We start from the raw sequence: 18,860 nt of genomic DNA, 5'->3' as shown, positions 1-18,860 counted from the left end.
AAGTGATTCATGTGCCTCACGAAATCGCGCCAAATACCCCCTTCACGCGATTCGCATAATCCTTCCTGGCGATTTTCCGGTATTTTTGTGGCGATTTTTGGTGCAGGATTTTTCCCGCCATCCCTTGATTGGACGGGGCGGGCGGGGGATTACCGCGTACCGATTATGTTGGCCGGCGTGCCGCACCGCATTACGCGGATGCGGGAGGCGATTGCCACAGCTTGTGCATCGCGGCAAGCCGCCGCGCGTCCTCCGTCCGCACATACGCCGTCGTGGTGTCCAGCGACGCGTGGCCCACATTCTGCTGGACGAGCTCCACGGGTAGCCCGCCGTCGAGGCTGTGATTGATACAGGTGTGCCGCAGCCAGTGCGCACTGGCCTGGCGCAGCCGGGCCGCCAGCGCCGGTTCCGACGCATCGAGACGCTGCGCCACGCCGGCGAAGAAGCGCTTCAGTTGGCCGTGTAGCGCGCTGCCCGTCACCCCGATATCGGCGGCGACGACGCCGCGCACCACGCCCAGGATCGGCACCTGCGCGGCCAGGCGCGGATCGCCGGGCAGGCCCCGCGCGACCAGGTAGCGCCCGAGCCGATCGATCCAGGCGTCCGGCACGGGCACCAGGCGCACCTTCTGCCCTTTGCCCACCGTGCGCAAGAGCCAGCCGGTAACCGGCGTGCCGTCGGCCTGTCGCAGGGTGACGTGCTCCAGATCGTCGGTGCGCGCCGCGACCAGCTCGGCCAGGCGCAACCCGCCGCCATACAGCAGGTGCAGGGCCACCTGCAGGCGCTGGCTCGCCAGGCCCGCCGGCAGCCGGTCGAGCGCGGCGGCCACGTGCGCCCAGAGTTCATGGCTTAAGCCTCGGCCGGGATCGGGGCCGCGCGGGATCCGCACCGGCACGCGCACCGCCCGGAACGGGTTGCCCACCAGGTAATTCTGGGTGACGAGGAAGGCAAACAGGTTCCCGAGCACGGAGGCCGCGTACCCCACGCTGCGCGCCGAAAGCGCGCCTTCAAGCGGCCGCCATCCAACGGCCCAACGGGGCACATTGCGCGGTCCACACCACGCGGGCGGCGGCGCCTGCAGGAAGGCGAGATAGGCCGCGCCATCCTCAGGGGTGAGCGAGGACAACGCGCGCCGGCGCTCGATCACGCACCAGAGCAAGAGCCGCTCCGCCTCCTTGCGGTAGGCCTCATAGGTATGGGAACGACGCGCCGGCGCACCCGGTGAACTGGCTTCCGGCGAACTGGGTTGCAGCGACGGCGCCCGGACCGCGAGCCAGCTCGCGATGGCCGCGCGATCGTCCGGCGCGTCGATCAAGCACAGTTCGCGCGGTGCCCGGAAGCGCCCTGTCCGCCCGTCCAACTCAGCAGGCAGCACCAGCCGCGTCATCGGCATCAGCGGCGACGGTGCGGGTAATTCAAATGCTGTCGCCGTGCCATCCGGCCGACCTGTTACCCCGCTTGCCGTTCCGCTGTCCGCCGCGGGCGGTGCCTGGCGCCCGGCCGGGGCCGACGCTGGCGCGCGCCCTGGCGCCGCTTCCGGCAAGCCCCCCAGGGTGGCCGTGTGCGCCGACAGGAACTGCCGGATCGCCCGCGCCTTGCCCGCGCCGATCCCGGCGACAGCACGCCACCAGCGCGGGTCCGCCGCCACGCGCGCGTGCAGCTCGGCCAGCGTGCGCAGGCCGTGGGCGGTCAGGCGGGCGGCGATCGCATCGGTGAACCACGCTTGCACGCCGTCGTCGAGCCCGACCGGTGCCGCCATGGTGGCTTCCAATTGGTGGATGGCGAGCAGTTGCCGGCGCAGCAGCGCGGTGCGACGTCGCTGCTGGTCGAGTGCCGTCCCGAATGCCATCTGGTATGCGGCGAGCTGTTCGCCTTCGCTGAACTCCTCGAGGCCCTGCGCTGCGGCGAACGCGGCCAGCGTCGGCAGCGCCGTCGCCCCGGGCGCCAGATCGAGGCGCAGCAGGGTCGCGCGGGCGAAGTTGCCACCGCGCGCGGCCGCCGCGCACAGCTCGGCGCGGATCCAGCCGGTCAGGCGGTGCACGGGCTGCAGGTCCGCCTCGTCACGGGCAGCAGCGGCACCGGCACCGGCACCGGCAGCGGCCGTGGCGTCGGCGGCCGAGGCCGCGTCGGGGTCTGCGGCTTCGGGGACGTACAGCGGGGCCGCGATGCGTGGGGCGACGCCCTGGAGCACGGCCCGGAGGTAGGCGAAGTGACCGCGGTGCAGCCGGCGTCGCGTGACCACGGGCAGGCGATGCAGCAGGCGGTCCAGCAGGGCCGATGGCTTGGGGGCGTCGCGACGTAGGGCCGGCGGCACAGCCGTTCCGACGGCGTCCGAAGGCGCTGGGTCCGGCCTGGCTTCGGCGGCAGGGTCTACAGGGACGGGAGGCATGCGCCCTCCTCGCATTGGGACACACACGGTGTCGGGCCGCTGGCTCGCCATGCCGGCGCGGGTGGGCCGAGGGAATGACGCACCTCGGCACACCGGGCGGCGCCAACGCCACGGGCGAGCCTCAAAAGCGTCCCGCGTGCCACCCACCGCCCGCGCGGCCGTCGCCGTGGATGGCGCAGAGCCCGTGGTGTCGGTCGTTTTAGGATAGCAAAATAAGGCGGGTTATTTTGCTATCCAGTTCCGCAAAACCGGCGACGGCATCACCCGTCTGCGCCGTCCTGCAACCTCCCGCGCAGCCATACGCGCCGCGCGCGGCGACCGCCCCGGTCCGGCTGTTGCCCGGCGCATACGCCCCCCTCGGCAGGGTCTTCGCCAGGTGTGACCTGTGCAATACTCTTGGTCCGAACCAATCCTCAGGAATCCATTGCCTCCCCGCGTCGTGCCCACGCCGATGGCCCGGCGGCAGGCGCATCCGGGAAGGCCATGCCAATGCAGACCGAACTAGCCGAACCATGGGAGGCCGAAGACCTCGCCCTCGACGACGAGGTGTCTTCCATCATCCCGGCGTCGAGCGTGCTATCGCGGCGCTCCCGCGATGACGCACGACTGCCGTCGCGGGAAGCCCCCACGACGTTCGGTCAGCCGAGTCCGTTTCCCACCACGCGGTACTACGGCAGCAAACGGCGGCAAATGGATTGGTTGCGCGAGGAGTTTGGGCGACTCGAGGGATGCACCGCGCTCGACGCCTTTGGCGGGACGGGCGCCGTCTCGCACCTGCTGTCCCAACTGGGCTGGGACGTCACCTACAACGACGTCTTCCAGTTCAATACGATTTCGGCGCGCGCCCTGTTCTCCTCGGCCACGGTGCAGCTCTCGGCCGCCGGCGTAGCGTCCATCCTGCGTGCGGTCCGACCGCGCCCCGGCTTCATCGCCGCCAACTTCGCCGGCCTCTACTTTACCGACGAGGAGAATGCCTGGCTCGACGGCTTCATGGCCACGCTCGCCCATGTCGAGCCGGCCTGCAAGGATCTGCTGCTCCATTGCCTGTTCCAGGCCTGCCTCAAGAAGCGTCCCTATAACCTGTTTCATCGCGCCAACCTCAAGTTGCGCCAGTCACGGGTCGCGGTGCAGTTCGGGAACCGCACCACCTGGGAGAAAAGCTTCGCCGAGCATATCCTGAGCACCTTCGAGGAAGTGCGGCGGATGCAGCGGGGGCTGGGCGGAAAGGTCAAAGTCTCCCCCGGCCAGTCTGCCGAAGCGATCCCCCCGGGCTACGACTTCGTCTACGTCGACCCCCCCTACTTCAAGCGCGCGCGAGCCGCCGACTCCTACCTGTCGCGCTATCACTTTCTCGAGGGCCTGGCCCGGTATGAGGAATGGCCCCGCCTGCTCGACGACGCTGACCGTCTGCGGCGGATCGACGCGTCGACGGTCAGTGAATGGACGGACAAGGCGGCCCTCACGCGCAATATCGCGGCACTGATCCAGACGCATCGCCAGGCCAAGTTCGCGCTGTCCTACGTCTCGGGCGAACATCCCTCCGAGGCGGAGTTGTTTGCCTTGTTCCGCGACAGCTTCAGCCGCGTGCGCCTGTCCCGTCGCGCCTATGGCCGCGCGTTGTCCAAGCAAAAATTCTTCGAACTGTTGCTGATCGGTGAGCCATGAGCCTCTACAACAAGAAGCTTTCCATCTCGATGCCCTGGGCCATCGTGGTCGTCACGGGCCTGCTGCTGGCGATTCTCGGCTGGCTAACCATCATTCTGGCCGACAAGCCCTTTCTGGCGAAAGAGGGGCCGTTGTGGGTCTTTGCGTCCGGTATGGCCTCAGGCCTGGTCGTCACGCTCGCCCAATTCTGTCTCAGTTGGGCCGATGCCCGCGCCATCGATCGCTTTCGGCGCATGGGCGTTGAAAACGTCCTGTCGAACCGCGACGAGGAAGCCTACTATGGCCGGCTCATTCAGTCCGCGCGAGCCAACATCGATGTTCTGGGCTCGACCGCGACACGCCTGATGCAGGACTTCGCCGATGCCGGCTCACCGAAGCCCGAGAAGCAGTCCCTGATCGAGGCCCTGAAACGCGGTGTGGCGGTCCGCATCCTCGTGGCCGCCCCCGCGCGCCTCGATGACCGTGAGCGTAACGAGAAATGTCCCATCGCCCGCAGACTCTTCGAGGCCATCGCGGAAAAATATCCGAGCCACTTCGAAGTCCGCTACTTCGATGCCACACCTCTCGCCTCGTTCGTACGTGCGGACAACGAGCTCGTGGTGGGCCCGCTGCTGCCGGGGGTGGAGAGCAAGCACACGCCAGCACTGCATGTGTTCAACCACAGTCCCTACGCGGCATCGTATTTGAACTACTTCGAAAAGACCTGGGCGACCGCCGCGCCGTTGGGCCCGATGCCGCCAGCGGGGCCCACGCCGTGATCGTTCGCGTGAGCGTCCCGTCACGCGTACACCTCACGCTGATCGACCTCGGGCGCGCAGGCTATCGCCGCAATGGCGGCGTGGGCTTCGGCATCGCCGCGCCGCGCTCGACCCTCGCCTTTGCGCCCCACCCCGGCGTCGATCTGCGCGCCCTGGCATCATGCAGCTATCTCCCCGCCGAAATCGCGTCGCTCACCGAACGCCTGGAACACCTCATGGGCCAGCGGCAGTTGACGCAGGGGCTGCGTCTCGTGGAAGTCCAGCTACCGGCACGACACGCCGGGTTCGGCACCGGCACCGCGGTGGCACTGGCCAGCCTGGAATCCCTCTTTCTGCTCAACGACGTGAGCGTGAGTCCGGCGTACCTGCGCGCCCACTGTGGGCGTGGCGGCGCGTCGGGCATCGGGCTGAGCAGCTACTTCCAGGGCGGCTTCATCTTCGATGCCGGGCGACGGTTCAATCCCGCGCCCATCGTCGGGTCAGACGCCACCGACGAGGTGCGTGAACCGCCCCTCGAGATGGCGCGCCTTGCCATGCCGGACTGGCCCATGGGGGTCCTGGTTCCGCCCGGCGCCTCGGCGATTTCTCTGGCGCAAGAGCAGGCGTTCTTTGCCCAGCGGCTACCGCTGCCGGACGCAGACGTCTTCGAGATTACGTATCACGCGCTGTTCGGCACGCTGGCGGCCATCCACGCCTGCGACTACGCGGCCTTCTGTGCCTCGATCAACGCCCTGCAACGCTGCGCATGGAAACGCGCGGAGATCGATCTCCACGGGCCGACTGTTCGCGCATGCGCCGCCCATCTCGCGTCGATCGGATGCGACGCCGTGGCGATGAGCAGTATCGGTCCGGCCCTGATATTCTGGGCGCGCGACTTTGACGCCGCGTTCGCCGCAGCCACACGCCAGTATGGACCGTCCGCGGTGTTCCGGACCCGCCCGGACAACACGGGCCGCATTCTCTCCCATGATTGAGATCGTCTTCTTTTCCACCAATCGATCGAAGCTCGCGCATTTCCGGTACCTGGGTGATAAGGCCGGCGTTCGCGTCAAGGGATTTCACGAGACCACCTATTACGCCAGCTACGACGAGCCGGAGATTGACGATCGAGAGGAGTTGCTCCGGCGCAGCTATGAAAGCGCGCTGGAGCAGTGGATGAAGCGCCAGGGCGCGAAGGATGATGGTCACAGCACGTTCTTCTTCGAAGACACGTCGGTCGTGGTCGAAGCCCTCAGCAAGCACGCGGAGGTACCCGGGGTCAACGTCAAGTATTGGATGCGCGAGATGACGTTCTCCAAGCTGGACGCCTTGCTGAAGCGCGCCGGTAACAACCGCAAGGTGGTGGTGCGTTCGGATATCGTGATGCACTTGCCGCAAAGTTGGCGGGCCTCGCTGGGCGAGAGCGCGCCGTATCTCTGGGTCTCGGGCGAAACCCACGGCGTGATTGCCAATCGCGAGCGCAAGATTCAGCCGAATCTGGTGTATCCCTGGCTCGACGACAAGACGTTCAATAAATGGTTCGTACCGACCGGGGCGAATGGCCCGATCAGTACGCTGGATATCGAACAGGCCAATCTCGCCGATTTCCGGGCCCGGGCCTTCGAGAAGATTGCGGAGAAACTGCGCAAACTGAGCCTTCTGTCTCCCCGTCAAGAGCACGGAGCGGACCAGTTGCAGCTTCCCAGTATCGCGACCTACCCGTCGATTTTCATCATCTGTGGACCAAGTTGTGCCGGCAAGACCACCACGGCAACCTGGATGCGTGAGGAATACAACCTCCTGCATATTGAAGCCAGTGACTTCATGCACAAGGCCTTCTGGGAACGTCACGGCCTTGGGACCACCGTACGCATCGGCGATTTTGCGGAGGCGGCCCTCCAGACCCAGCCCGGCATCGTGGCACAGCCAATTGCGCAGTTTCTCCAGGCCTCCAGCTCCCCCGCTGCGGTCGTGACAGGCTTCCGGTCGCCGCGGGAAATTGAAGTCTTCCTACGTACCGTGGGATCCCATACCGAGACCGCCGTCATGTACCTGACGGCGTCAGAATCGATCCGGCTCGCGCGCGCGATCGCGCGTGGCCGGGATGGCGTGACGCGCGACAAATTCAAGCAGCGCGAAGCGCAAGAGATCCGCATGGGCGTCGCCGATATCGCCCGGCTGCCCGAGGTCGCGCAACAGGCCAATGAGGGCAGTCTCGAAGACCTCCACGGGGCCCTCCACGACCGGTATCGCGATGCCCTGCAGGTCTACGCCTCTGGCAAGGCGCGCAACCCAAGCCGTCAGGACCAATCCAATCGCGATCAGCTCGAAGGCCTGATTCTTCGCACGCTACTGGCGGAGCAATGCACGGAGAAGTGGTTAACCACGACAGAAATCGCGGCGGCCTTGAACCAGCGCTTCAACGAGAAGAAAAACAAGAACAATGTCAGCCGCTATTTCAACCAGGGATTCCACCCTTACTACGAAGTGCGCTTCCGCGAACGCGATGGCAGAGGCCGGTCTTTGGAGTATCGGTTGTCGGCCACGGGGACCAGCCAGGCACAACAACTGGATGGCATCCCGGAGGTGCGACGCTCCCACAAACGGGGCCACGATCGCGTCGACGATGGCCAGTTGACGCTTCCATTGCGCCACCTGGAACCGTGACCCACTGACGACACGCCGCGACACCCCGCAGCGCCCCCGTCGGCCCGCATCCACCGCACATCAGCGAAGTTCGTCGAGGTCGTGCTGGGGCGGTCGCGTGGCTCTTACGCCGGCGCGGTACCAGCAAGCCTCCCGCGGGTCCGTCGGCACGGCCAGCGAGTCCCACGGTCGATGCGCACAAAGCGTTGGCTGCGTACGCCGCAGGTCGTACTCGCACGCATCATAAAAGGGGCATCGCTTGCGCTCCCCCCCGGCCGTCATCTGGTCGGTGGCGACAAATCCCTCGTCGTTGAGGTGCAGCGACAGGTAGTGGAGCGCGCCGTGTAGCATCTGCGCTCCAAACAAGGACGCCTCCGACATCGACGGCCAGCCGAAGCCGTAGATCCGATCCTTGCCGATGGTGTCCTCGGCGCGCTCTCGCTCGGCGAGTATGCGCGGACAGGAGTATTCGGCGAGCATCATTTCGAGCAAGTCGGCCCGATGGTCTTCGCAGGCAGCCGCCTTGAGTTCCTTGAGTGCCGTGAGCTCAAAGAATGGCACGTGCCGACGCAAAACCATTTTGCTGGAAATGAGGTCCAGCAGTTCCTTCACGGCAATCCCCATCGGCTCCTCGACGGGAAACAGCACCGCGGTCTTTTGAATCACGTCGGCGATCAACGGTTCGTAGTCGCACAACGAGGCCTTCGCCGAGGCCTCCAGCCACGCCATCCTGGCCGCCGGCGGCATGGATGGCATCTCACGCAGCATGCGCATCAACGCCAGCGCCGGATCGGCGGTCTGCAAGGCGGTGATGCCGGCCGCGACGACCAACTCGTCCGGGATATCGTCAACCATGTGACGAGCCACCAATTGAAGCAGTTTGTAAGGGGCGGTTCGCACGTTCTGCGCGAGCAGGCCCTGCGTCATCAGCAGCTTCTCCTCCAGCAGAAATGCCACGCCCTCGATGATCTCCACCGTGCCCACTTCAAACGAAACGGCCAACTGATCCGGCAGCGTCTGCGCCGCACCGACGATGACCGTCACCGGTTCGGGCTCATGGCCGGGCAACGCTGCCGGCAAGACTTCCGTCTGCTCGGCAACGGAAACGACGGTAACCCGTGCATCCGGATTCCGCAGTACGCTGCCCATATTGCGTTCGCGTCGCGCCGCATCCCTGCGATAGAGGTGGGTACGTTTGACCGACGCCGCGGCATAGTCCGTCAGCACATTGCCGACCACCGATTGCCCCCGGTGGTCCAGCTTGTGCCTGAAATTGGCCCACATGCTGATCATGCTGGCAAACGCGTACAGCCCGTTCAGCGTCGAGGTATTGTGAACGTAGTGAAGCCACTCGTGGAACAGATAGCCGTTGAGCCGCCAATGCGACAGATCGAGCGACACGTTACCGTCGGCGTCTTCAGGCAACAGGTCCTTCGCGATGAGCGCCGGCAGTTTGATGAAGAGCAGATCGGGCAGGTAAGACGGACTGTCTTTCGTCTTCATAGTGTTGCCGCAATCGCCTGCAATCGCTCGATGTAGATCACGACCCGGCGTTTCCCATTGACGGAGGACTTCAGGTACGCACCGATGTTATCGATCTTGTGGTTGCCTCGCGCCAAGGGGGCGTTGGGGCATCTTGGTCCCGTCGAAACGCTCGCGAGCAGAACATTCATCGCGGTCTTGGCGTTGACGCTGCCGTGGGCAATGAAATTCCGAATGGCGCGCGTCGTGTCGATGAGTCTGGCATCCGGATTGGACAGGGCCGCGACGCCCGTGCCGTTTGCCGCCGATACCCAGGCCACAAAGCGGGACTTCAGGTCCGCGGCCGACTTGAAGGTGAGGTTATACCCCGTGGGGTCGATCAGTTCCTCCAGCTCCTGAAGGTTGATGTGCTTGGCCACCTGGAACTGGGTCCTGGCAGCCGCGCCGGCCCCAAATTTGCTCGTCACCAGCCGCTCGATGTCGCCCTTTAGCGTCCCCTGGTATGCAGAGAAATCCCGGTTGATGTAGGCCAGCATCAGGTCGGAGAGAAAGACCTCGAACGCGACGTAGGTCGAATGCAAGGTCGTTTCGGCCAGGATACTGAGATCCCGCTTCTCGTGGGGCGACCCGGTCAGGGCCGCCTCAAGGCGGGCCAAATGGGTGAGACGTTCGGCAGCGAACGTCTGAAAGTCGGATCTGACGCCGGCGGGATCGGCTTTCCTCATGGGATATCAAGCTCATGGTCAATGCGCTGGGGGCGGTGGCTGGCGTGCCGGCCCGCGCCAGGGCGATGGTCCAACCTTCGCCCGGGATGCGGGCAGACTGTCGAACGCCAGGCCTGCCGACGTTGCCGACCGAGTCAGCCACCCATGCTATTTTGTGATTATAAATGCACAGACGGCGATCGTCATGGGGCCGGCTTCTTGCTGGGTGGACGCCCCGTGCGCGCCTTTTGTGGTCGGCTGCGCCCGCGATGCTGAGCCGCCTCGTCCTCGGCCTGACGTAGCACGTCAGAAGCCCGGACGCCCAAGGCATCGCACAGGTCGAAGAACGTCGAGATGCGCAGACCCTTGCGGTGGGTCTCGATGTTGCCAACGGATGCGGCCGACATCTTGGCAAGACCGGCGACGACGAGCTGCGTGAGCTCCTTGTCCTCTCTGATCCTTTTCAGCACGTGGCTGAGTGCCTCGGTCCGGTCCATGCATTCGCTCAAGTGATTTGGAGCGAATTTTCACGCCGCTGTTGCACTGAAACTCTGACTAAAGTTAGAGTTTCCCAACTTTATTTTTACGGCCTACGTGTGGTCTCGGCGCGTCTTAGCCATCATAAATGTCGCTTTTTGAGCAATTTGTGAGCTTCGTGCTGGTGGAGTACCACGTGGCAAGGCCGGAGCTTTCCGTCGTCCACCATGAGCGTCTTCCCCTGGCCCGTTTCCGACACGGTGCATTTGCAGCCCGGCAAATATCTATCAGTCGACCTGCGCCGACTCAGCCACAGCTTGGGGATCCATGTCCGCGTGTCCATATTGGGAGAAACGTATGCCGTCTCGCCCGCGCCAGTCGAAGGCGAGACGGGCTTGCGTGCGGATTACCTGCGCTACCACACCGACCGCATGCTGGCGCTGATGCGTGCCGTGGCCGGTGACGAAAGGCCGGCGCTGTTGGCCCACCAGCGGCGCCAACTCGAGGAAACGGATCTCACAGACGACGAAGTCGGCTTGATCTGCCATCTCGTCGAAACGCAGCTCCCGCAGTTGACGCCCACGCCGATGGACGACGATGACGGTCACGCCATCGCGGATCATCTGGATGTGCGCGGCGCGGTCCTACGCCGCCGGGTCCGCGACTTCTTTCGCGGTGCGGTCGTGCTCGGGGCACTTGAACCGTGCCACGTGGGGCCATAGATGGCCGCCCTCACCGCTTCCTTGCACTGTAATGGTATGACCGACTGGATTGAGCTCAATGATCAGGCGTCGCGCCAGTATGCCGATGCCACGATCGTGTTCGCGGAATGGGAGAAGGCCCGGGCACGCGTCCAGGAATGCAGCGGCGGGATGATCTGGCGCACCAGCAAGGGGCGCGAGTATCTGATCCAGACAGGCAAGGACAACCGCCAGCGCAGTCTCGGACCGCGATCTCCCCACACCGAGGCCATCTACACCGCGTTCATTTCGCGCAAGCGCCAGGCGCAGGAAACGCTGGGCCGGCTGCGTCACGAGATGGCGCTCGCCGACCGGCAGAACCGCGCCTTGCAGGTCGGCGATGCGCCAGCGTTGCTGGTGCGGATTCTCACGAACATGGAACGGATTGGGCTAAGAGACAGCACCTTAATCGCGGGCGACTGCGCGCTCCTCGCCTATGCGGCCCAGGCCAGGGTCAAATCGTGGCTTGCTGCTGGCCAGGTCCATGACTGCGAACCCATCCACGTGCAAATCCTGGCGGCCGATGCGCGGGCGAAAGATATGGCGCTTGCCGCCCTGCTCGCTGCGGACAAGACGTTCATCGCCTCGCAGGCCACAGAGGGTCGACTGAATCTGAAGAATGCGCAGGGCGCGACTGCGGAGATTCTCTATGACGGCCTGATCCAGATCCTGTTCAAGCCTGACATGCCCATGGCCGTCCGACCCTTCTCGGTACCGCTGGTGGCAACTTCCGGTCGGATGGCACGTATGACGGCGATTCCGCCGTCCATGTATGTCTTGCGTGCTCACGGACTAGCCGGTCGGACCGACATCTCCCCGGCGGAAGCGCTTCAGCACGCACAGCGCGCACTTGCCGTACGACGCTTGATCAAAAGCCACTTGCCAGACTGGAATGACGGATGGGCTATGCCGACGAAGTTTGGGAAAACCGGACCCGCAACCCAGGGGGCCGTCGATGATTGAGATCCCCGAGGACTTCCCACGGGACCCGTTTCCTACGGTTGTCGGCGGCACGCAACCGAAGCTGGCGGGACGACTCATCGATGGCCGGTTGGTCATCGGCTTGACTGCCGACGAGCGTGCACAGCGCTATGCCATGTGCCACGACCTGGTCGTCCAGCTTGTTGCCTACTGTCATCGCAAGCAGCCGCAATACCCAAAGTGGAGCGCAGACCGCCTGTTGACCTGGGTGGGTAACGGGGTCCGGGCAAAGCGAACCCAATGGGCCCTAGGCGAGGCCGAGGTGAACTGGATTCTGGACCAGGTCCGATCGCACTATGCCGCGCGCTCCTGACGCCTCGCGCCAGCGCGCCACGGCATGGATCGGGACGCATGGCGCGCCCACCCCGACGATCCGGCTCAACGCCACCGAAACGCAGCGCTTTTTGGCGCGGCTCGATGCGCCCGCAGGGCCGAACCACGCCTTAACACGGGCGATGGCGCGTTTCAGGATCGCGCGGATCGGCCCCTCGGATGCCGCCTTTGATGGCGTGCCGAGATCGACGAGGGGCTGAGGGATGCCAACGCAATACTTTTTTGAATGCCTTGCATCGGGCACGCGTGCTGACCCAGCGGCAGCGCAGTCCGCCTCGTACGTATGGCGCGCGACGCAACGACGGGTGCCGTGCCCGATTTTGCCCAGCGGGACGAGGCATTGGCAACCCGGCCAGCCAAATTCACAGCAAACTGACAAGACCTCTATGAGAGACGAGCGCCCTTCCACAAACGAACAAGACGTGTGGCTTAACACGGCAGCACCGTCGCTGACGTCCTTCGCATCCGATGAGCACACTGGAAAGTGGTGCATTTTCCGCGCTGAGCATGAGATCGACGAGTCCTGGACAACGATCAAAGCGCTTGCCGCTCAGGAGAAAATCCTCATTGCGAAAGTCTCGACGGCGATTGGCCGCCGTTACCACGACGGCCATGTCATTTGCATCTACACACGAAACTGGAACGACCGTGCGGACCTCATGACCGTACGTGACGTTCTGCGCGCGGCGGGCTTTACGGAGGAACTTGGCTACAAGCGGGATATCGACACCATGCGGCGCGTGTATGGGCCAGACGAATGGTATGTGCGGGCCTGAACATAGCGGCGCGCGCGCGAGTCCTGCGCCCTCTCTGTTATGAGTGACGTCGGCCCTAGCAACGAGTCTTGTTCCCCATGCCTACTATCCGAAACGCATGCACCGGCATCTCGATAACCGAAGTGGCGTTTTTTGCCGGCGTCACCGTCGAAGAAGCGATCCGCGCCGTGGAAGCACAGGTGCGGTCCCCAGGTCTCTTGAATCTTGATGAGGGCGAGCGATTTGCGCCGATCGTATGCGTCTTCGCCAGCTTTTACGAATCGACCAAGGACGAACTGAGCAAGACGGCGCGTCTCTGGATTATTGCCTCTGTATTGGACAGGGTGCTCCGCCGGCGGGACGCCGCCGACATCCTCTCGCTGCGTTTGGACCGCAGCCGACAAGACCACTTCGATTGGAAGGCTCCGGCGCCATTCAGTCATGTGCGCTTGCGGGAGATCGTTCAGGGTGTTGTGGAACGCATGGCCCGCCTGGCGCGCGCCACCGAATGCGTCTCTGTGAACCCGGAAGTCATGGGTGGCACGCCGGTCTTCGTGGGGACGCGTCTGCCTGTCGACACCGTGGCGGCCTCACGAGCCGCCGGTGCGACCAATGAAGAAATCATCCGCACGTATGCCTTTCTCACGCCAGAGCTGATTGAACACGCAGAGATCTATCAGAAAGCACATCCGCGCCACGGGCCGCCCCAAAGCCTGGGCGAACTGAATCCGACGTGGAAATTGCGCCGTTCACAGGCCGCCCCACCCACGCGGTCTGACTGACCCTCAAAATGAAGGCCGAGAGGAAGGCGACACGAAAACGCGCTTTCCCATATCGATGCCGCTCGTGAATTGGCCCGGCGACGACTTTGCCACCTGCCAGCAAGACGCAAGCCGATGGCGCGACGCCCTCCGCCCGGCTTGCTAGATCGTGGACATCATTGTCAAGCCCGGACGATATGGGGGTTCCACGCCTGTTCCGCCTTTCCCGGAAGCGAGTACCAGCCGTCGGGGCGCTCCGCGCTTAACCCGGTCAATTCGCCGCGACAACCGTATGGCACCCATCTCGCTGTCATGTTATGGAGTGCGGGGGAGCGGAAATACGTCGCCGAAATGGAAGATGAACGGAATGGCCGGAACCTCAAGATCCGTCGAAGTGGAACCAATTGCCTCAATGTCCGGCGACCAAGGAAGGGTAATCCCGGTACCTAGCGAAGTCGTTGTGGGCGGCGTTGCACGCTAGAATCTGCTCCGCGCGCAACGCGCTCTCCCTGGTCGCCCCGAGCGCCCCGTTCCATCTCTGCGATCCTACCCTGCCTTCGTCCTGCATGCGCCCTCCTCTTACTCCGGCATCCAATACCCAGTTATTGCGGGATCGCGCCGAGACGATCCTCTGGATCAAGACCCAGATGGCAAAGTTTGGCCTCCATGTTGTCGACTTGGAGAATGCAGGTTGTTTCACCACCCGCCCTGTCGCCGAAGCGCCCGGGCCGGTGCGCTTCCGGGACGCTCAAGGCCACGTCTGGGACGGGCGCGGGGCTCTGCCGGACTGGCTGCAGCGGGCCGTGCATGCCGGCCAGACGGTGGAGCATTTTCGGGTTGATGGATAGGCCACCCAACAGGTCGCATCGTTTCGCTATCCAAGCACCCTGACCATGGTTATCTCGCACCGTAGGCCCGCTCAGCGCTCGCCGTCCTGTTTCGCCGAGCCCCCAACACCAGTGCCGTCGAACTGATCAGAGCAGCGGCCATCACGTAGTAGCCGATAATCAGCTTGTTTCCGGTAAATCCGATCAGCGTCGCAACAATGGCCGGCGTAAATCCGCCAAAGAAGGTCACGCCAATGGAATAGGCCAGCCCAGTGCCCGTTGCCCGGAAATCCTCGGGAAAGATGCTAGCCAAGGCCAGGCCGGTACAGGCTCCATACAGGCTACTCATGATCGCAATGGCTACTCTCACCCCGATCAACGCATGCACTGTCGGGTTGGCATTCAAATATGCAATCAACGGATAAATGAACATCGCTGTGGCAACCGCCCCGATCAGCATGATCCGTCGATAACCGAATCGGTCAGCAATGATCCCCGAAATTGGGGTTGCAATCATCACCGTCAAACTGAATGCAATTTGACCAACGTACCCTTTAGCGAGGGGCATATGGAGTTCGTGGGTGGCATAGGTCGTGAAATAGTTCGCCACATATGCCGAAACCGTGGCGAAGATTTCAACCAACACACCATAGGCAACCAGCCCCTTGAACTTTCCAAGCTGTGAAAGCAAGCCCGTTTCGCGCCCGCGTGTGCCTGCATGGAACGTTTCCGGCAGCGATCTTCGGATGTAAAGACCGACTGGGACAATCAGCAATCCGACCACGAACACCAGGCGCCATGCCCAAGCATTGATCTGTGCATCGGTAAAGATCGACGACAGCGACAAGCCGACGAGCGCCGTCAACAGAACCCCTGCGCCTTGCGCCGCCTTCTGGATCGAGGATGCGAACGCCCTGCGATGCTTTGGGACACTTTCGATGGCAAATGTGATGGCACTTCCAATTTCACCACCCGCCGAAAAACCCTGTAGCAGACGGCCCATGAGAATAATGCACGGCGCAGCGAAGCCGATTGCCGCGTAGGAGGGGGTTGCCACCATGACGAGGGTCCCCAGTCCCATCATGTTGAGGGTGAGAGACAGTGCTTTCTTCCGCCCCACCCGATCCGCATAGCGGCCAATGACGAGCGCTCCGATCGGACGCGCGAGAAATCCGACGGCAAACGTCACCAGGGTGAGAATCAATGCAAAGAGATCGTTGCCGGCCGGGAAAAATGTCTTCGAAATGGGCACCGCGAAAATCCCGTATGCCACAAAGTCATAAATCTCCAATATGTTACCGAACATCGTGGCGAACATCGCTCGCCACTGCCCGTTTGTCGGCCGACTTTCAGACAATTCCACTCTACCCCCTTTAGATTGAAATCTAACAATCCTTTTTCATGCTATAGAATCACGTCGCCCCTTCCAAACCAGGGGTCGCCACCGCTGGTATTTTTATAATCAAAAACACCAAAGGATCAATTTCATCACAGCGCGATGACATCTAGTTTGTAGTTATACGAAAGCTAGCTTGCACTTTATTTCACAAGTGGATATGGCAGAATTTCAACCACTCTCCCAAATGCCACCGTCCAGTGCTTTCGGTCGCGTGGCCCTACCATCTCGACGCCATGACGAATCCCGCATCGACCTACATCGGCGATCCGCCCTCTCACGCAGAGCTCTCGGAATTGAAAGCGATTCGGCATCACCTCCACCAGCATCCGGAGCTTGGGTTCAAGGAAGTTTCCACGGCAGCAAAGGTCGCGGAACTGCTCGAATTGTGGGGTTATACGGTTACCAGAGAGGTGGGCTGCACAGGAATTGTCGGGACTCTCCGCAAGGGAACCAGTCAGCGCGCCATCATGTTGCGCGCCGACATGGACGCACTTCCAATGCAAGAGAACACCGGCCTGCCTTATGAAAGCGTGAACGCAGGAACCATGCATGCCTGCGGCCACGATGGGCATACCGCCATGCTGCTAGGCGGCGCCAGAGAAATAGCGCAAAAGGGCCAGTTTGATGGGACCGTACACGTGCTCTTCCAGCCCGCCGAGGAAGTTGGCGTCAATAGCGGGGCACAGCGGATGATCGCCGATGGCTTGTTCGATCGTTTCCCCTGCGATGCAATCTTCGGCATTCATAACCATCCGGGAATTCCGGTGGGTACGTTTGGCGTCCGCCCAGGGCCGTTCATGGCGTCCAGCGACGCATTCTTCGTCACCGTCCGGGGAAAGGGTGCACACGCCGCACGTCCAAATCAGTCGATTGACCCCGTCCTAACCGGATGCAGCATGGTGGTTGCTCTCCAAAGCATCGTCTCCCGGAATGTCGCCCCGACAGAATCTGCCGTCCTCACCGTCGGCGCCTTTCACGCCGGATCGGCGCCCAACATCATTCCGGAGACCAGCGAATTCAAGATCAGTGTCCGAACATTCTCGGAAGATGTCCGAAACCTGATGGTCCAACGGGTTAGAACGGTTCTGGAATCCCAGGCAGCCTGCTATGGCGCGGAAGTGGAGATCGTTCATCGCCCCGGGTATCCGGTACTGATCAACAGCCAATGCGAATCCGAACTGGTACTGGACGTGGCGGCGGAGACCATGGGCGCGGATCACATTATTCAGGATTTTCCGCAGGTAACCGGAAGCGAAGATTTTGCGTTCTATCTGAAGGAGCGCCCGGGTTGCTTCATTAGGCTGGGCAACGGCACCGAGAGCGCACCGCTTCACAATAACAAATACGATTTCAACGATGAGAATCTTTGGGTTGGCGCACTGTTCTGGACAAACTTGGTAAGACGCTTCCTGCCAACCTGAGCGTATCGGGGAGCACGTGCCGCACAAAGCCGCTCTACATCGGTGTCGCGCGGACAAACAAACAGTGCGCGCGTACAGTAGTGTTTCACAACAGGAGACGAAAATGGCAAAGCTGATGGCGCTGTACAAGAAACCTGCGGACAAGCAGGCCTTCGATTCCTATTACCTTGCTCATCACGTCCCGATCGCCAAGAAAATTCCGGGCTTGCGCAGCTATGAAATCAGCAGTGGGCCGGTAGCGAGTCCAACGGGTGAATCCCCCTTCCATTTGGTGGCCCTGTTAAGCTTTGATTCCCTGGCTGCCATCCAACAGGGGATGTCGTCGCCGGAAGGCGCTGCCGCTGCCGCAGATCTCGCAAATTTTGCCCAGGCCGGCGCCGACCTACTCATATTCGACACCAAGGAGGTCTAGAAGACGACTTCGGTGTGTGAAAGAAGTCGCCCGTGATCGAATGATGCGGGCACCCCCGGATGCGCTAAGCTACGCCGCCAGACCACGCGATGGCGCAACCCGGCGCAAGCGCGCAAAGAAGCGGACCCCCAACCGTCGTTCCAAGGCGAACAGTCCCCCGCTCCCCGGTCCCGCATCGACAACGATCTGCTTCGTCTTCAGATCGCCGAGGTCATCGTGGCGGATGTAGAACGCCGCGCCAGCAATTTCGGCGATCTTCAGTTCGTTCGCACCCGGTAGAAACTCCCGGATCGGAAAGCACGCCAGCCCCGTCCGACCAACACACCCTTTCGGTTGATACAGGACCAACGGGCCGTATTCATCCTGAAGCTTCTTAAGAAGGGCGGCGGCTGACTTCGTGGCAACGACCCGCTCTGATGCTGGAGCATTCATGGCTTTGTCTGTCGAAAAAAGGATGCGTCCGGCGGGACGGAGTTGCCGGACGCATCGACACACCGCAGAGGAGGCGGGCAAACTTTCCGGGGCAGGTCAGACGACGGCCAGTGCAGCGCGAATGCGCCGCAGCTCGTCTCCCATCCGCGTGAAGCGCGCATCGGTCATCTCCACCGCCGGGAAATCGGTGCCGAGCTTGGGTACTTCGGATTCGACCGCGAGTTCAATAAACGCCGGCGCCGGGCCGGCAAGAATGCCGGGAAGCTGCTGTGTCAGTTCGTCGACACTAGCGAAGCGCCAAGTCGAACGATATCCGGCGGCTTTGGCCATGGCCGGGAAATCGGCGACCGCGCTCCCAGGAGTCTCGAGATTGCCCAACCCGCTGAACTGAATGCTGTTGTTGAACACCACATGCAAAAAGTTCTCGGGAGCCGCCTGCGCGACGGTAACCAGACCTCCCAATTCCATTAACAGACTGGCGTCACCGTCGAGCACGAGCACCGTCTTGTCCGGCCTGGCCAATGCGATGCCGAGACCCAGGGACGCGGCACCGCCCATCAGCGGCACACAGGCTACGCTGAGCACATCAACCTCGAGCTTGTCCATGCCGTTCATGGCACCCATCGTCGTGACATAGATGGCGTCCGGCGCGGTCTGTTGGATGACCTCACAGGCCTCGATTGTCTTCATGTTCATCTT

General features: G+C 62.8%; 20 protein-coding genes. 13 read left to right on the top strand and 7 right to left on the bottom strand.

Features of this window, described 5'->3' with window-relative positions; genetic code table 11:
• Window positions 1–190 precede the first annotated feature (190 nt).
• A complete protein-coding gene (locus AC1RKI_RS07705; RefSeq protein WP_160473960.1) occupies window positions 191–2,314 on the bottom strand; it encodes a phage integrase family protein in 2,124 nt (707 codons plus the stop codon).
• Between the two features lie 564 nt (window positions 2,315–2,878).
• On the opposite strand from AC1RKI_RS07705, the gene AC1RKI_RS07700 reads away from it, so the two are divergent.
• From AC1RKI_RS07700 to AC1RKI_RS07685, 4 genes are read left to right on the top strand one after another with little or no spacing between them, the layout of a single operon-like run.
• On the top strand, window positions 2,879–4,054 hold the full coding sequence (locus tag AC1RKI_RS07700) for a DNA adenine methylase (RefSeq protein WP_160473961.1): 1,176 nt from the start codon (window positions 2,879–2,881) through the stop codon (window positions 4,052–4,054).
• On the top strand, window positions 4,051–4,812 hold the full coding sequence (locus AC1RKI_RS07695) for a phospholipase D-like domain-containing protein (RefSeq protein ID WP_160473962.1): 762 nt from the start codon (window positions 4,051–4,053) through the stop codon (window positions 4,810–4,812). The genes AC1RKI_RS07700 and AC1RKI_RS07695 overlap by 4 nt, the downstream gene beginning before the upstream one ends.
• Window positions 4,809–5,786, top strand: coding sequence for a beta-ribofuranosylaminobenzene 5'-phosphate synthase family protein (locus AC1RKI_RS07690; protein WP_186296845.1), 978 nt, complete (start codon window positions 4,809–4,811; stop codon window positions 5,784–5,786). The genes AC1RKI_RS07695 and AC1RKI_RS07690 overlap by 4 nt, the downstream gene beginning before the upstream one ends.
• Entirely contained in the window at window positions 5,779–7,458 is a 1,680-nt protein-coding gene (locus tag AC1RKI_RS07685; protein WP_160473964.1) for a non-canonical purine NTP pyrophosphatase, read from the top strand. Before AC1RKI_RS07690 ends, AC1RKI_RS07685 begins: the two co-directional genes overlap by 8 nt.
• Before the next feature lie 60 nt (window positions 7,459–7,518).
• Here AC1RKI_RS07685 and AC1RKI_RS07680 read toward each other — a convergent pair whose 3' ends face one another.
• From AC1RKI_RS07680 to AC1RKI_RS07670, 3 genes are all read right to left on the bottom strand, one after another.
• Window positions 7,519–8,940, bottom strand: a complete 1,422-nt coding sequence (locus tag AC1RKI_RS07680; RefSeq protein WP_144198210.1) for a hypothetical protein — start codon at window positions 8,938–8,940, stop codon at window positions 7,519–7,521.
• Window positions 8,937–9,644 carry a hypothetical protein gene (locus AC1RKI_RS07675; protein ID WP_144198209.1) on the bottom strand — a complete coding sequence of 236 codons (708 nt, stop codon included), beginning with the start codon at window positions 9,642–9,644 and terminating at the stop codon, window positions 8,937–8,939. The genes AC1RKI_RS07680 and AC1RKI_RS07675 overlap by 4 nt, the downstream gene beginning before the upstream one ends.
• A gap of 182 nt (window positions 9,645–9,826) precedes the next feature.
• On the bottom strand, window positions 9,827–10,120 hold the full coding sequence (locus AC1RKI_RS07670) for a helix-turn-helix domain-containing protein (RefSeq protein ID WP_144198208.1): 294 nt from the start codon (window positions 10,118–10,120) through the stop codon (window positions 9,827–9,829).
• A gap of 207 nt (window positions 10,121–10,327) precedes the next feature.
• Between AC1RKI_RS07670 and AC1RKI_RS07665 the strand changes: the two genes are divergently transcribed.
• The 7 genes from AC1RKI_RS07665 to AC1RKI_RS07635 all read left to right on the top strand — a co-directional run bounded on the left by AC1RKI_RS07665 (window position 10,328) and on the right by AC1RKI_RS07635 (window position 14,518).
• Window positions 10,328–10,822 (top strand): hypothetical protein, encoded by a 495-nt coding sequence (locus AC1RKI_RS07665; protein ID WP_144198207.1) that lies wholly within the window; start codon window positions 10,328–10,330, stop codon window positions 10,820–10,822.
• A 36-nt stretch (window positions 10,823–10,858) separates the two neighbouring features.
• Window positions 10,859–11,803, top strand: a complete 945-nt coding sequence (locus AC1RKI_RS07660) for a nucleotidyltransferase family protein (RefSeq protein WP_144198206.1) — start codon at window positions 10,859–10,861, stop codon at window positions 11,801–11,803.
• Window positions 11,796–12,134 (top strand): hypothetical protein, encoded by a 339-nt coding sequence (locus tag AC1RKI_RS07655; RefSeq protein WP_144198205.1) that lies wholly within the window; start codon window positions 11,796–11,798, stop codon window positions 12,132–12,134. The genes AC1RKI_RS07660 and AC1RKI_RS07655 overlap by 8 nt, the downstream gene beginning before the upstream one ends.
• Complete coding sequence (locus AC1RKI_RS07650; RefSeq protein WP_144198204.1) at window positions 12,118–12,354, top strand: type II toxin -antitoxin system TacA 1-like antitoxin; 237 nt, start codon at window positions 12,118–12,120, stop codon at window positions 12,352–12,354. Before AC1RKI_RS07655 ends, AC1RKI_RS07650 begins: the two co-directional genes overlap by 17 nt.
• Window positions 12,355–12,576: 222 nt before the next feature.
• Window positions 12,577–12,930, top strand: coding sequence for a putative phosphothreonine lyase domain-containing protein (locus AC1RKI_RS07645; protein ID WP_160473965.1), 354 nt, complete (start codon window positions 12,577–12,579; stop codon window positions 12,928–12,930).
• Between the two features lie 77 nt (window positions 12,931–13,007).
• Complete coding sequence (locus AC1RKI_RS07640) at window positions 13,008–13,691, top strand: DUF433 domain-containing protein (RefSeq protein WP_144198202.1); 684 nt, start codon at window positions 13,008–13,010, stop codon at window positions 13,689–13,691.
• A 545-nt stretch (window positions 13,692–14,236) separates the two neighbouring features.
• Complete coding sequence (locus AC1RKI_RS07635; RefSeq protein ID WP_144198201.1) at window positions 14,237–14,518, top strand: H-NS family nucleoid-associated regulatory protein; 282 nt, start codon at window positions 14,237–14,239, stop codon at window positions 14,516–14,518.
• 49 nt (window positions 14,519–14,567) lie between these two features.
• On the opposite strand, the gene AC1RKI_RS07630 is transcribed toward AC1RKI_RS07635, so the two are convergent.
• A complete protein-coding gene (locus AC1RKI_RS07630) occupies window positions 14,568–15,815 on the bottom strand; it encodes an MFS transporter (protein ID WP_144198200.1) in 1,248 nt (415 codons plus the stop codon).
• Between the two features lie 314 nt (window positions 15,816–16,129).
• On the opposite strand from AC1RKI_RS07630, the gene AC1RKI_RS07625 reads away from it, so the two are divergent.
• Together AC1RKI_RS07625 and AC1RKI_RS07620 are read left to right on the top strand one after the other, a co-directional pair.
• Window positions 16,130–17,317: a M20 aminoacylase family protein gene (locus tag AC1RKI_RS07625; protein WP_144198199.1), complete on the top strand. Its 1,188-nt coding sequence runs from the start codon at window positions 16,130–16,132 to the stop codon at window positions 17,315–17,317.
• 103 nt (window positions 17,318–17,420) lie between these two features.
• Window positions 17,421–17,729, top strand: a complete 309-nt coding sequence (locus AC1RKI_RS07620; RefSeq protein WP_144198198.1) for an EthD family reductase — start codon at window positions 17,421–17,423, stop codon at window positions 17,727–17,729.
• A 69-nt stretch (window positions 17,730–17,798) separates the two neighbouring features.
• On the opposite strand, the gene AC1RKI_RS07615 is transcribed toward AC1RKI_RS07620, so the two are convergent.
• Window positions 17,799–18,161 (bottom strand): DUF779 domain-containing protein, encoded by a 363-nt coding sequence (locus AC1RKI_RS07615; protein ID WP_144198197.1) that lies wholly within the window; start codon window positions 18,159–18,161, stop codon window positions 17,799–17,801.
• Between the two features lie 96 nt (window positions 18,162–18,257).
• Window positions 18,258–18,857, bottom strand: a complete 600-nt coding sequence (locus AC1RKI_RS07610; protein WP_144198196.1) for a thiamine pyrophosphate-dependent enzyme — start codon at window positions 18,855–18,857, stop codon at window positions 18,258–18,260.
• Between the last annotated feature and the right edge of the window lie 3 nt (window positions 18,858–18,860).

It is taken from the genome of Cupriavidus sp. GW822-FHT06G04 (assembly GCF_058799075.1).
Note: the sequence above shows the minus strand (reverse complement) of the source record. Positions and strands in the feature narration are given on the sequence as shown.